General features: G+C 76.3%; 13 protein-coding genes. 7 read left to right on the forward strand and 6 right to left on the reverse strand.

The genetic code is table 11. The features are described from left to right. Positions 1–37 precede the first annotated feature (37 nt). Genes MVA48_RS06065 through MVA48_RS06075 form a run of 3 tightly spaced genes read left to right on the forward strand, consistent with a single transcriptional unit; the run spans position 38 to position 4,818 of the window. Entirely contained in the window at positions 38–1,021 is a 984-nt protein-coding gene (locus tag MVA48_RS06065; protein WP_246986845.1) for an AAA family ATPase, read from the forward strand. A gap of 24 nt (positions 1,022–1,045) precedes the next feature. Then, positions 1,046–2,455 (forward strand): DUF58 domain-containing protein, encoded by a 1,410-nt coding sequence (locus tag MVA48_RS06070; protein ID WP_246986846.1) that lies wholly within the window; start codon positions 1,046–1,048, stop codon positions 2,453–2,455. Then, entirely contained in the window at positions 2,452–4,818 is a 2,367-nt protein-coding gene (locus tag MVA48_RS06075; protein WP_246986847.1) for a transglutaminase family protein, read from the forward strand. The genes MVA48_RS06070 and MVA48_RS06075 overlap by 4 nt, the downstream gene beginning before the upstream one ends. A gap of 76 nt (positions 4,819–4,894) precedes the next feature. Here MVA48_RS06075 and MVA48_RS06080 read toward each other — a convergent pair whose 3' ends face one another. Both MVA48_RS06080 and dinB read right to left on the reverse strand, forming a co-directional pair. Next, positions 4,895–5,305 carry a DUF3040 domain-containing protein gene (locus MVA48_RS06080; RefSeq protein ID WP_246986854.1) on the reverse strand — a complete coding sequence of 137 codons (411 nt, stop codon included), beginning with the start codon at positions 5,303–5,305 and terminating at the stop codon, positions 4,895–4,897. A 170-nt stretch (positions 5,306–5,475) separates the two neighbouring features. Then, positions 5,476–6,726: a DNA polymerase IV gene (gene dinB, locus MVA48_RS06085; protein ID WP_246986863.1), complete on the reverse strand. Its 1,251-nt coding sequence runs from the start codon at positions 6,724–6,726 to the stop codon at positions 5,476–5,478. Positions 6,727–7,037: 311 nt separating this feature from the next. On the opposite strand from dinB, the gene MVA48_RS06090 reads away from it, so the two are divergent. The 4 genes from MVA48_RS06090 (at position 7,038) to MVA48_RS06105 (ending at position 9,919) form a co-directional block, all read left to right on the forward strand. Beyond that, a complete protein-coding gene (locus MVA48_RS06090) occupies positions 7,038–7,322 on the forward strand; it encodes a hypothetical protein (RefSeq protein WP_246986865.1) in 285 nt (94 codons plus the stop codon). A gap of 119 nt (positions 7,323–7,441) precedes the next feature. Continuing rightward, positions 7,442–7,642: a hypothetical protein gene (locus tag MVA48_RS06095; protein ID WP_246986867.1), complete on the forward strand. Its 201-nt coding sequence runs from the start codon at positions 7,442–7,444 to the stop codon at positions 7,640–7,642. A 383-nt stretch (positions 7,643–8,025) separates the two neighbouring features. Then, on the forward strand, positions 8,026–8,946 hold the full coding sequence (locus MVA48_RS06100) for a cupin domain-containing protein (RefSeq protein ID WP_371821221.1): 921 nt from the start codon (positions 8,026–8,028) through the stop codon (positions 8,944–8,946). A gap of 25 nt (positions 8,947–8,971) precedes the next feature. Further along, the gene (locus tag MVA48_RS06105; RefSeq protein WP_246986869.1) at positions 8,972–9,919 is read left to right on the forward strand and encodes a sucrase ferredoxin; all 948 of its coding nucleotides are present in this window, start codon (positions 8,972–8,974) and stop codon (positions 9,917–9,919) included. A gap of 3 nt (positions 9,920–9,922) precedes the next feature. Here MVA48_RS06105 and MVA48_RS06110 read toward each other — a convergent pair whose 3' ends face one another. The 4 genes from MVA48_RS06110 to MVA48_RS06125 all read right to left on the reverse strand — a co-directional run bounded on the left by MVA48_RS06110 (position 9,923) and on the right by MVA48_RS06125 (position 12,611). Continuing rightward, entirely contained in the window at positions 9,923–11,107 is a 1,185-nt protein-coding gene (locus MVA48_RS06110) for an alkaline phosphatase family protein (protein ID WP_246986871.1), read from the reverse strand. Continuing rightward, positions 11,104–11,850: a class I SAM-dependent methyltransferase gene (locus MVA48_RS06115; RefSeq protein ID WP_246986873.1), complete on the reverse strand. Its 747-nt coding sequence runs from the start codon at positions 11,848–11,850 to the stop codon at positions 11,104–11,106. The genes MVA48_RS06110 and MVA48_RS06115 overlap by 4 nt, the downstream gene beginning before the upstream one ends. Positions 11,851–11,870: 20 nt before the next feature. Further along, on the reverse strand, positions 11,871–12,356 hold the full coding sequence (locus MVA48_RS06120; RefSeq protein WP_246986875.1) for a VOC family protein: 486 nt from the start codon (positions 12,354–12,356) through the stop codon (positions 11,871–11,873). A gap of 93 nt (positions 12,357–12,449) precedes the next feature. Further along, on the reverse strand, positions 12,450–12,611 hold the full coding sequence (locus tag MVA48_RS06125) for a hypothetical protein (protein WP_246986877.1): 162 nt from the start codon (positions 12,609–12,611) through the stop codon (positions 12,450–12,452). Positions 12,612–12,655: the final 44 nt, after the last annotated feature.

Raw genomic sequence — 12,655 nt, forward strand, 5'->3', positions numbered from 1 at the left:
CCACCCGGAACCCGTTCCGCCACGTACGGTGGTCGACGTGACGGAGGCGACACGAACCGCCGACGGAGCGGCCGGTCCGTCGGTCGACGTCGCAGCGGTGGGAGCACGGATCGCGGGCAACATCGGACGCGTCGTCCAGGGAAAGGACGACGTCGTACGACTCGCCCTGGTGGTGCTGCTCGCCGAGGGTCACCTGCTGATCGAGGACGTGCCCGGGGTCGGCAAGACCACCCTGGCCAAGGCGCTGTCGTCCTCCATCGACGCGACGGTCCGCCGCATCCAGTTCACGCCGGACCTGCTGCCCAGCGACGTGACCGGCGTCGCGATCTACGACCAGGAGAGCCGGGCGTTCGAGTTCAAGCCGGGCGCGGTCTTCGCCAACGTGGTCGTCGCCGACGAGATCAACCGCGCCTCCCCGAAGACGCAGTCGGCGCTGCTGGAGTGCATGGCGGAGCGCCAGGTCACCGTGGACGGCGTCAGCTACGAGCTGGCCCGCCCGTTCATCGTGATGGCCACCCAGAACCCGCTGGAGATGGAGGGCACCTACCCCCTCCCCGAGGCACAGCGCGACCGGTTCACCGCCCGGGTGTCGATGGGCTACCCCGGCCGGGAGGCCGAGCTGGCCATGCTGGACGACCGCACCACCGTCGATCCGCTCGAGACGCTGGCCCCCGTGGCCGATGCGGCGACGGTGCGCGACCTGGTGACCGCCGTCGGCACGCTGCACGTCGCCGAGGCCGTGCGCCGCTACGTGGTCGCCATCGTGGAGGCCTCACGGCGCTCCCCGCACCTGCGCCTGGGCGCCTCGCCGCGGGCGGGGCTGCAGCTGCTGCGGGCCGCGCGCGCCTCGGCCGCACTGCTCGGCCGGGACCACGTCCTGCCCGACGACGTCCAGGCCCTCGCGGGGCCGGTGCTGGCACACCGCCTGCTGCTCACCGCGGATGCCGCGCTCGGCCGGCGCAGCGCCGAGCAGGTGGTCGCCGAGCTCCTGTCCTCCGTGCCGGTCCCCCGCGGGCGCTGAGCGGTGGCCACGCCGGCGCGACGCGTGCTGTCGACGCTGACGCCGCGTGGCCGGTTCCTCGTCGCCGGCGGCGGCCTGCTGCTGGTCGTCGGGGCGCTGCTCGGTGAGCGGCCGCTGGTCCAGCTCGCCGTCTTCCTGCTCGCGCTCCCGGTGCTGTCGGCCGCGATGGTCGCTCGGGAGCGCTTCCGGCTGGGCGCCCGGCGCACCGTGACGCCCGCCCGCGTGCCCCGCGGCGAGTCCGCCGACGTCCTGCTGGAGATCACCAACGCCGACACCCGTCCGGGCGGGCTGTGGGTGCTCACCGAGGGGCTGCCCGGCGACCTGGGCCGGGCGCCGCAGTTCCTGGTGGAACGGCTGCCCGAGGGCGCGACGGCGTCCCTGCACTACCGGGTGCACGGCCACCGGCGCGGCCGCCACGTGCTCGGGCCGCTGCGGCTGAAGCTGGTCGACCCCTTCGGTCTGGTCGAGCGCAGCGCCGTCGGCGCCGACACCGCGCCGCTGCTCGTCGTCCCCCGCGTGCGTGGCCTCGGGCCCGAGGGCCCCGCGGGCGGGCAGGGCGGTGGCGGCGAGGGATCGCGCCGCACCATCGCCGTCCACGGGGAGGACGACGTCAGCACGCGGGAGTACCGCCACGGCGACGACCTCCGCAAGGTGCACTGGAAGGCCACTGCCCGCACCGGCGAGCTCATGGTCCGCCTCGAGGAGCGGCCCTGGCGGGCCCAGGCGACGCTCTTCCTCGACACCCGCTCCCGCGCCCACCTGGTGGCGGCCCACCGCGCCGGCGCGCCGACCGGCGCCTGGACCGGGCCCGGCGGGGACGACTGCCCGCCGCCCGACAGCCTCGAGTGGGTGGTGGAGGCCACGGCCAGCATCGGCACCGCCCTGGCCTCCCGCGGTGCGGTCCTGCGCGCCGTCACCGACGCCGGCGAGCTGGTACCGCCGTCCGGCCGGGGTCGGCTGAGCACCGAGGACCTGCTCGACCGACTCGCCGCCGTCGGGCCGTCCCGCGTCGCCAGCCTGGCGCCCGGCTTCGAGCAGCTGTGCCGGGCGGCCGGTGACGGCCCGGTGATCTGCCTCCTGGGTGCCGTCGGACCCGATGACGTCGAGGCGCTCATCCGGGGCCGGTCGGGTCCCACCGTGGACGCCGCCGTGCTCGCCGACATCGAGAGCTGGGCCGGGCACGGGGTGGCCCGGGGGCGGCGGGAGCTCTCGGCCGCCTCCCGCGGTGTGCTGGCCCGGCAGCGGGAGGACGCCGCCGCCCTGCTGCGCCAGGCCGGCTGGCGGGTGGCGATCGCCGGCGCCGACCGCTCCGTCGGCGACGTCTGGGCGGAGCTGGGCGGGCCGGGCTCGCCCGGCGCCGCGCACGTGCCGTCACCGGCTTCCGCCGCGGTGCTGTCCTCGTCGGCGGCCGGAACCACCGGAGGGCTCACGTGAACGGCGCCGATCTGCGCACGGCCGTGGCGGCGGGTCTCGCCACCGTGCTGGGCGCCTGTGCGCTGACCCCCGTCTACGCGTCCGGGGCCTGGGTGCCGCCCGTGCTCGCCGCCGTGCTCGTGGTGCTGGCCGGTGGCCTGCTGCTGCGGGTGGGCGGGCCGGCACTGTGGAGCCGGATGGCCGATGGTCGCCCGGTGCCGGGCCGCCTGGCGGCGCTCGGGGTCGTGCTCGTCCCGGTCGGGCAGCTCCTCCTGCTGCTGTGCCTGCTCACCGCGCGCTTCGCTCCCGGCGAGGCGATCCTGGGCCTGCTGCCGACGCCGGCCAGCATCTCCCGGCTGGGCGCGGTCCTCGCGGACGGCTCCGCCGAGCTCCGTGAGCAGGCCACGCCCGCGCTGCCGCTCACCGGGCTGCTCGCGCTCACCGCGCTGTTCGTCGGCCTGATCGCGGTCGTCGTCGACCTCGTGGCCGTCGCCGGGCGGCAGGCGGCCGCGGCGGGGCTCTGCCTGCTGGCCCTGTACTGCGTGCCGGTCGCCACGGTCACCGGCGGCATCGGGCTGGTCGCCGTGGCGGCGCCCGCCGCCGGTCTCGCCGTCCTGCTGTGGGCCGATCAGCAGCGCAGGCTCGCCGCGTCCGGCCGGAACGCGCAGGGCCGCCCAGCCGCGGGCACGCTGGGCGCGGTGAAGGTCGGGGTGGCCGCGCTGTTCAGCGGTCTGGTGGTCGGCTCGCTCGTGCCGACGCTGTCGGAGGGGTCATTCGCCACGGGTCTCGGCGGCGGCTCGGGCGGCTCGACCGGCACCGCCCTCGACCCGGTCGCCCAGCTGCAGGGTCAGCTGACGCTGCCCGACCCCATCGAACTGCTGCGGGTCGAGGCGTCGGTGGAGGACCTGGGCTACCTGCGCGCGGTGACCATCGACGAGTACGACCCCGAGAACGGCTGGTCGATGAGCAACCTCGACGGCAGCCGCGCGATCACCGACGACGACCGGCTGGCGCCGCTGCCGACCGATCAGGAGGACCGGCCGGTCACGGCCACCGTGCGGACCATCCGCCACGACGACCGGTTCCTGCCGGTGCCCTTCTCGCCGCTGACCGTGCGCATGCTCGACGACGACAGTGACGACTGGCGCTTCGACCCGGTTGCGGGCACCGTCTTCGGCCGCGACGTGCGCAGCCAGGGCATCGCCTACACGGTCACCGCGCAGGAGCCCCGCCCCTCACCGCAGCTGCTGGCGCGCGCCGGGCAGCTGCCGCCCGGCGACGAGGTGCAACAGCGGTTCGGCGCGTTCCCGCCGCTGGACCCGAGGGTGACCGACCTGGTGGCGGAGCTGACGGCCGGCGCCACCGGCCCCTACGACCGGGTGCGGCGCATCCACGCCTACCTCACCGACCGCACGAAGGGCTTCCGGTACAGCCTGTCGACCGAACCGGGCACGTCCGGCGACGACCTGGTCGACTTCCTGACCCTGCGCCGTGGCTACTGCGAGCAGTACGCGGCGGCCATGGGGATCCTCGTCCGGGTCGCGGGGGTGCCTTCCCGGCTGGCCGTGGGCTACACCCCCGGCCGGGTGCAGGACGACGGCAGCCGGCTGATCACCAGCGACGACGCCCACATGTGGGTGGAGGTGTACTTCGCGGACCTGGGGTGGGTCCCCTTCGACCCCACGCCCATCGCCGTCGACCGACGCGCCGACATGGCCTGGGCGCCCCGGGCGGACGCCGAGACCGCCACCGACGTCGACGCCGACGTGCCGGTGCCCTCGGCGCCCGCGCCGGTGGACCCGAGACGCGCGGAGGACCGGGCCGGCGGGGGCGTGCCGACCGAGCAGACCGGCGGAGGGGGCGGCGACGTGCTCCCGCAGCTGCTGATGGGCGCCGGCATCGCACTGCTCGCCGCCGCCGTCCTGGGGGCACCGGCCGGCGCCCGGACCCTGCAGCGCCGGCGCCGACTGGCGGCGGGGACCGCGGGCGCGCTGTGGGACGAGCTGGCCGCGACCGCGCTGGACATCGGCCTGCGGCTGGATCCCGCGTGGACCCCGCGCCAGGCCGCCCGCGAGCTGTCCACCGTCCTGCGGCGGGGCGGGGTGGTCGGCGAGCCGGCGAGCGAGGCCGTCGTCCGGCTGGCGCACGCCGAGGAGAGGGCGAGCTACGGCCGGGCTGGGCAGCGGCAGGCGCATCCCGGCCTGGCAGGCGACGTCCGGACGACGCGCCGGGCGCTGCTGGCCGCCGTGCCGCGGCGAGCACGGCTTCGGGCGGTGCTGTGGCCGGCGTCCCTGGTGACCGGGGTGCGAGCCGCGGTGGCCGACCTCGTCCACCGGCGGACCGCCGCACTCCCACGGCTGCGCCGCAGCCACCGGCCGGCCTGAGGGCGACCCCCGGGGCAGGGCCGGAGACGCGACAGCCGCCGTCCGGTCGGACGGCGGCTGGCGGGCAACCGTGGAGCTACTGGTCGTAGCGGCGGCGGAAGCGCTCCTCGAGGCGGCTCTTCAGCGGCTGCCGGCCGACCCGGCCACCGCGCCCGCCACGACCCGGAGCGGACGGGCCGCGGCCGCCGGCCGGGCTGCTGCCGGCTTCGACCACGCCGGTGGCCGACTTGTAGTTGAGGACGCCGAGCGTCACGCCGCCGAAGGCGACGAGGAAGCCGAAGACGCCCAGTGGCACGGATCGCGCCACCGCGCCGCCCACGAGGATCGCGAGTCCGACCACGACGAGGACGGCGCCGAGTTGCAGCATGCGACGCGCCTTGAGTCGGCGGTCGCCGGTACGAACCGACGAAGCGAACTTCGGATCGTCATCGACGAGGGCGCGCTCGATCTGCTCCAGCAGACGCTGCTCGTGCTCGGAGAGCGGCACGTCGACCTCCATATGCCAAGGCCGTCGGAGGCTCCCGCCGACGGTGACATCGAGGATACGAGCCCTTTGCACGGCGCGAAAGGCGACGGTGCGGCGACCCGCCGGGAAGCTGCACCGATCACCCCTCCGGGTGGCCCGCGGACGGGGCGCACGGCACCCGTCCGCGCTGGTCAGCCCGGGTCTCCGGCCGGGAGGTGCTCGGCGGCCAGCCCACCGGTGACGGCTCCGCCGGGCCGGCCGGTGCGGTGCAGCAGGGTCGCCGGCCGCACGGTGCCGGCGCCGAACCGGCGGGCGGCCCGGTCGACGGCCAGCTCGGCCTCGCGCCGGCCGTGCTCCCGGGCGCCGAGTTCGAGCTGCTGCGGCGCCGCATCGGCACGGACGAGGCGCTCGGCACGGACGCCGACCAGCCGGATGCGGGCGCGGTCCAGCCCGAGGGCGTCGAACAGGCCACGGGCGGTGTCGTAGAGCTCCTGCCCCACGTCGGTCGGGACGTCGAGGGTGCGGCTGCGGGTGATCGTGGCGAAGTCGGCGAACCGCACCTTGATGCTCACCGTGCGCGCCAGCCAGCCGCCCGAGCGCAGCCGGGCCGCCGTGCGCTCCGACAGCAGCAGCAGTTCGCGGTGGATCACCGCCGGGTCGTCGACGTCCGTGCCGAAGGTCTCCTCGTGCCCGGTGGACTTCTCCGGCTCGTCCGGCACCACCCGACGCGGGTCGCGCCCCCAGGCCAGCTCGTGCAGGTGCGAACCGGCGGCGGCGCCCACCGCCCGCTGCAGGGTCTTCGCCGGCACGTGTGCCAGGTCGCCGACGGTGCGCAGGCCGAGCCGCAGCAGGACCTCCTCGGTCTTGGGGCCCACACCCCACAGCGCCCCGACCGGCAGCGGGTGCAGGAAGTCCATGACCTCGTGCGGGCGGACCACCCGCATCCCGTCGGGCTTGGCCGAGGTCGAGGCGAGCTTGGCGACGAACTTGGTGGGTGCCGCGCCGACCGAGCACGTGATGCCCTGCTCGTCGAAGACGCGGGCGCGGAGGTACTCGCCGATCTCGGCCGCGTCGCCCAGCCGCCGGCCGGCACCGGCCACGTCGAGGAAGGCCTCGTCCATACTCAACGGCTCGACCAGCGGGGTGATCGAGCGGAACAGCGCCATGACCGCGCGGGAGACCTCGGCGTACAGCGCGAGATCCCCCGGCAGCACCGTCGCCGTCGGGCAGAGCCGCAGCGCCCGGGCGGTGGGCATGGCCGCGTGCACGCCGTAACGACGCGCCTCGTAGGTGGCGGACGTGACCACCCCACGGTTGCCCGCACCGCCCACGATCACCGGCGTGCCGGCCAGCTCGGGGCGCCGCCGTACCTCGACGCTGGCGAAGAAGGCGTCCATGTCGACGTGCAGGACGGTGCACCCCGCCGCCCGCGCCTGTCCCACGACCCCTCCTGCATGCATCGAACGGATGTTCGATGTCGACGATAGCGGGTCCGCCGCTCCGCGCCCGGGCAGGGCGCGTCGGGAGCCGGCCACGTCCCGGGGCCGATCATGCGACCCGAGGGCGACGCCCCAGTCGCCAGGGGCACGCCGTGTGCCGCCACCCGGCGGCTCGGGTGGTCAGCCGGCTCGCTGCTGCGCCATGCTCCTTGTCCCGGCACCGCGCGGACTTCGCCGAACACCGGTCGCCGTCCCGCGTTGACCGGGGCACCGGGGCACCTCCCGGCTGCCAGGGAGCGACACGGAGGACAGCCATGACCACCATTCCCGAGAACGACCCGCCGCGCGGCGGCACACCGCTCGACGACGCCATGGCCGGACGGGACGCTGCTGACGAGCCGCTCGTCGGGGGTGCCGACGGCGGCGCGGACGGCGGCGCGGACGGCGGCGCGGACGGCGGCGCGGACGGCGGCGCGGACGGCGGCGCGGACGGCGGCGCGGACGGCGGCGCGGACGGCGGCGCGGACGGTGGCGCGGGCTCCGGGGCCGGAGGCGACGACCCCACCACCGAGGCCGAAGAGGATCCCCGCTTCGCCTGAGCCCCGCGCCCATCCGTCGAGCGGAGCCCGCCGGTGATCGGCATGATCGTCACCGGCGGGACTGTGCCCGCACGGAGCCGCCCAGGGCGGCCGCCGAGACGACCGGGAACGGAGATGACATGGCGCTCGACGACGACATGACCAGCACGGAGGGACCGGCCGACGGCGGCGCCGACGGCGGCGCGGACGGCGGTGCTCACGGCCCCGCGGACGGCGGTGCCGACGGCGGCGCGGACGGCGGCGCGGACGGCGGCGCGGACGGCGGTGCCGACGGCGGCGCGGACGGTGGTGCCGACGGCGGGGCGGACGGTTCGGCCTGACCGAGAACCCGACCACCCAGGGCCGGGCGGGGTTCGCACTCCGCCCGGCCCTGCGGCGGTGCACCGACCTCGACCCGGACGTCTTCGCCCAGGAGTACTGGGCACGGCGACCGCTGCTCACCCGCGCCGCGCAGACCGGGAACTCCTTCACCGACCTGCTCGACCTGGCCGCCGTCGACGAACTCCTGTCGCGGCGCGGCCTGCGCACGCCGTTCCTCCGTATCGCGAAGGACGGCGCGGTCGTCGACCCCAAGCGATTCACCGGCTCGGGCGGTGCCGGGGCGGAGGTCGCCGACCAGGTCTCCTCCGACGCCGTCCTCCGGCTGTTCGCCGACGGGAGCACCGTCGTCCTGCAGGGGCTGCACCGCCTGTGGCCGCCGCTGATCGAGTTCGCCGACCAGCTCGCCGCCGACCTGGGGCATCCGACCCAGGTCAACGCGTACATCACCCCGCCGTCATCGCGGGGCTTCAGCCCGCACTACGACGTGCACGACGTCTTCGTTCTGCAGGTGGCCGGGGAGAAGCACTGGACCATCCACGAGCCGGTCCTGCACGACCCGCTGCGCACCCAGCCGTGGAACGACCGCGCCGCCGAGGTGGCCGCCGCCGCCGAGGGGGAACCGGTCGTCGACGAGGTGCTCCGGCCCGGCGACGTCCTCTACCTGCCCCGCGGGTTCCTGCACTCGGCCACCGCGCTCGGCGAGATCAGCGCACACCTGACCATCGGCGTCCACTCGGTGACCCGCTGGGCGGCGGCCGAGACGGCGCTGGAGCTGGTGAAGACGCTGGCCGCCGACGACCCCTCGCTGCGCCGCTCGCTGCCCCTCGGCCTCGACCTCGCCGACCCCGCGTCCGTCGAGGACGACGCCGTGGCCGTGATCGCCGCGCTCCGGGACTGGCTGGGCAGGGTCGACCCCGCGGAGGTTGCCGAGCGCCTGCGTGCCCGCACCTGGGCGCAGGTGCGTCCCGAGCCCGTCGCGCCGCTGGCCCAGTCGGTGGCCGCCGCGGCACTGGTCCCCGAGTCGGTGCTGCGCCTGCGGCGCCGGCTGCGCTGCTCCTTGCGGAGCGCCGACGACGGCCGCGTCACCCTGCTGGCCGGGCGCTGCACGCACTCCTTCCCACCCGAGGTGCGCGAGGCGCTGGCCGCACTGCTCACCACCGGCGAGCTCAAGGTCGCCGATCTGCCGGGGCTGGGCCCCGACGACCGGCTGGCCCTCGCCCGGCGACTGGTGACCGAGTCGATCGCCGTCGTGCCCGACGGGCACGATGGGCGGCATGGCGAGACATCCGGCACCGGCCGATGAGCCGGCGGCGGACCCGGTGGGGGGCATGACCGCCACCTCGGCGACGGACGACTTCTGCCGCACCGAGGTCCCGGCGCGGCCGCTGGGGCGCCTCGACGAGAGCCGCTGCTCGGTGCGGGCGCTGGCGCGCGGCGACTCCCCCGTGGCCACGGCCTCGCCCGTGCAGCGCTGGGTGCTCATCGAGCAGCCCGGACCGTGGGGGCGGGAGGCGCTCGGCGAGTCGCGGTTCGACCCCGAGGTGGCGCCGCGACTGGCCGCCCGGGCCCGCGCCGAGAACGTGCGCCTGCTGCTGGTGCGCCGTCCGGGCGACCGGCTGGCCGACTCCGGCCGCCGGTGGGCCTACGGCGACAGCCGGCCTGGCCGGGAGGGCTTGTGGTGGTCGGTGCGCTCGTCCGACGCCGACCTGCTGACCGCCCCGTGGGACGGGTCGGTCGGCGAGCCGTCGACCGCGCCGACGTACCTCGTGTGCACGCACGGCGGCCACGACGCCTGCTGCGCGCTGCGCGGCCGCCCCCTGGCCCGCGCGCTGCCGGCGCCGGGGCCGGCCGACGTCTGGGAGTGCAGCCATCTGGGCGGCGACCGGTTCGCGGCCAACGTCGTGGTGCTGCCGCACGGCTTCTACTACGGCCAGGTGCCCGGCGACGGCGCCGCGCTGGTGGCCGCTCACCAGCGCGGAGAGGTGGCGCTCCCGTGGCTGCGCGGGCGGGCGGGCGTCCCCGCCCCCGGCCAGGCGGCGCAGCACACGGCGCGGGCCGAGCTGGGCCTGCTGGCCCTCGACGCGCTGCCGGTCACGGGTGTCCGCCAGCTGACCTCACCGGGCGCCGAGGTGGAACGCTGGGTGGTCACCATGGCGGGCCCGGACGGCGACGTGGTGGCCTGGGTCGAGAGCCGGCCCTCCGAGGAGGCCGCGGCGCTCACCTGCCGGGCCACCCACCCGGCGCACTCGCGGACGTGGCGGGTCTCCCTGGACTAGCAACTAGCGGAGTGCGCGGCCCCGCGCGGCCAGCAGCGGGATCGCCAGCTCGGTCGCCGTGAGCGATCCGTGGAAGGCGGCCAGCCGGCTGGGGCCGGGCTCGAGCTGCGGCATGGTCAGTGCCCAGGTGCCGCGCGCCAGCGCGACGACGTCGCCGATGCGGGCGGCCACAGCGTCGTCGACCGGGCCGAAGATGCCGCTGGCGACGGCCTCGTCCCGTCCGGCGACCCAGGCGCGGTCGCCGAGGACCTCCCGCCACCGCGCCAGGACGTCACGGCCCGCGCCCGGCTCGACGTGCAGGTAACGGGCGCGCGGCTCGCCGGCGACGAGCCGGACGCCGTCGGCCAGGTCGGGTGCGGCCTCGACGTCGAACCGGGTCGACGCGGGGACGTCGAGCATGCCGTGGTCGGCGGTGACCAGCAGCGCGGCGTCGTCGGGCAGGCCGTCGACGAGGCGTTCCACGACGGCGTCGACGAAGGCCAGCTGCGCCCGCCAGGCCGGCGAGTCGACGCCGCGCACGTGGCCGGTCAGGTCGAGCTCGGGGACGTAGGCGTAGACGAGGGACCTCGGGCCGGCGGCCAGGGCCGCGTGCACCTGCGCCACGAGGTCGCCGTGGCTGACCGCGCCCGGATATCCGGCGCCCCGGTACACCGCGCGGGTCAGTCCCGAGCCGGCGTAGGCGAACGGCCCGACGGCGGTCGTGGGCACGCCGGCCGCCTCGGCCTGCTGGAAGACCGTGGGCCGGGCCTGCCAGACGTCCGGGTCGGGGTCGTCGCGCCACTGGACGTGGTTGAGGGTGCGTTCCGGGGGCCGGGAGTCGCTCCCCGGAACGGCAGTGACGAACCCGAGGATGCCGTGGCTGCCAGGGGGCAGGCCCGTGCCGAGGGTGGCCAGGCTGACCGGGGTGGTGCTCGGGCACGGAGCGGAGATGTCCCCCACCGGCCGGGCCATCCCGGACAACGCCGGCGCGAGGGCCGCGTGGTCGCGGAGCAGATCGGCGCCGAGCCCGTCGACCAGGAGGACGGCGACCCGGCGGGCCCCGCCGAGGACAGCCGCGAGACCGAGCGGGTCCGCGGCCAGGTCGCCTCGGTCGACCGCGACTCCCAGGGCCGCCGCGGCACCCGGCAGGACGTCGGCGAGGGTGGCCACGCCGTACGGGGGCACGGCCAGGTCGGGCGCCGGCGTCATCGGGGCAGCGTGGCGAGGACGTGCAGCCCGGTCGCGACGTCGCGGTACGGGGAGGTCTCGGCGAGGGCGAGCTCCAGGGAGCGCACCGCCTCGGGCGCGGCCCCCGAGGTCGCCTCGAGCAGGTCGGCGACCACGGAGACGCCCCGCCACGGGCCGGGCTCCAGGCCGGCGCCCTCGACGAGCGCGAGCATGTCGTGCGGCGTGAACCGGCGGCGGGCAGGGCGGGCGCGGCCGGGGGCGGGGTCGCGGTCCTCGAGCAGGGCCAGCGCCTCGACCGGATGGCCGGCCACCGCACGGCCGAGGACGGCGCCGGCGCGGTTCGCCGTGGCGACGCTCACCTGGCCACCGGGCCGGAGCGCGCCGGCGATCTCGCGCAGCGTCACGGCCGGATCGTCGACGACCTCGAGCACGAAGTGGCAGAGCGCCAGGTCGAAGGCGACGTCGCTGCCGCCGGCGCTCGGCAGCACCTCGTGGAGGAGGTCGCCGTCCCCCTGCAGGGCGCGGACCCGCGCGCCGACGCCGGCGGTGTCGGCCCGGCGGCCGAGGGTGGCCAGGGCGTCGGCGCTCGGATCGACGACCGTGACCTCGTGGCCCAGCCGCGCGAGCGGGACGGCGAACATGCCGCTGCCACCGCCGACGTCGAGCACGCGGAGGGACGAGCCCCTGCCCACGACCTGGTCGAGCGCGGCCCACACGGCGGCGGTGCGGGCGGGCAGCTGCTCCGTCACAGGGGGCGTCGGCACCCGGCCGAGCCTACTGGCGGCTACACGGGGACGCCGTCGGCTGCCCGGCGGATCTCGGCGATGTCGATGCGGCGCATCTGCAGCATGGCCTGGGTGGCGCGCTGGGCCCGGCCGGGATCGGGATCGGTGGTCAACCGGATCAGTTCCTCCGGGTAGACCTGCCACGAGACGCCGAATCGGTCCTTGAGCCAGCCGCACATGCTCTCCTCGCCGCCGTCGAGGAGCCGGTCGTAGTAGCGGTCGGACTCCTCCTGGTCCGCGCACACGATCTGGAAGCTGATCGACTCGTTGAACTGGAACTGCGGCCCACCGTTGAGGGCGGTGTAGGGCTGCCCGTCCAGGGTGAAGTCGACGGTCAGGACGTCGCCCTCCTTCATGGGCGGCGGCATGTCCGGCCCGTAGCGGGTGACGTCGCCGATCGAGCTGTTCGGGAAGATCGACGTGTAGTGCTGCGCGGCCTGCTCGGCCTGGCCGTCGAACCACAGACAGGGAATCTGCTTGGGCATGACGAGTCCTCTCCTCCGTCCGGCTCCGTTTGCCGGCTGAGGGGTAGACCCGGCTCCGGCGCCGAAGTCATCGCCGTGCCGCGCCGCTCCCGGTCAGAGGCCGGCGCGGGAGACGTGCAGGGTGCCGGTGTTGTGGTTCTCGTACCGGCAGGACAGACAGCGCAGGAAGTAGCCCGTGCCCTCGCTGTCCGGATAGGGCGTGCGGGCCCACCGGTGCCCGCGCATCAGGCAGAGGGTCCATCGCTTGACGTTCATCCCGATCGCCTCCCTTGTGGCCCCCTGCAGGGTCTCACTGCGAG

Origin of the sequence: Blastococcus sp. PRF04-17 (assembly GCF_023016265.1) — a bacterium.
Lineage (GTDB): Bacteria > Actinomycetota > Actinomycetes > Mycobacteriales > Geodermatophilaceae > Blastococcus_B.

What these genes read in the sequence shown, in the direction of transcription:
- MVA48_RS06095 (WP_246986867.1), top strand. Translation starts at nt 7,442, where the DNA reads ATGGCGCTCGACGACGACATGACCAGCACGGAGGGACCGGCCGACGGC.
- MVA48_RS06105 (WP_246986869.1), top strand. Translation starts at nt 8,972, where the DNA reads ATGACCGCCACCTCGGCGACGGACGACTTCTGCCGCACCGAGGTCCCG.
- MVA48_RS06090 (WP_246986865.1), top strand. Translation starts at nt 7,038, where the DNA reads ATGACCACCATTCCCGAGAACGACCCGCCGCGCGGCGGCACACCGCTC.
- MVA48_RS06125 (WP_246986877.1), bottom strand. Translation starts at nt 12,611, where the DNA reads ATGAACGTCAAGCGATGGACCCTCTGCCTGATGCGCGGGCACCGGTGG.
- MVA48_RS06120 (WP_246986875.1), bottom strand. Translation starts at nt 12,356, where the DNA reads ATGCCCAAGCAGATTCCCTGTCTGTGGTTCGACGGCCAGGCCGAGCAG.
- MVA48_RS06110 (WP_246986871.1), bottom strand. Translation starts at nt 11,107, where the DNA reads ATGACGCCGGCGCCCGACCTGGCCGTGCCCCCGTACGGCGTGGCCACC.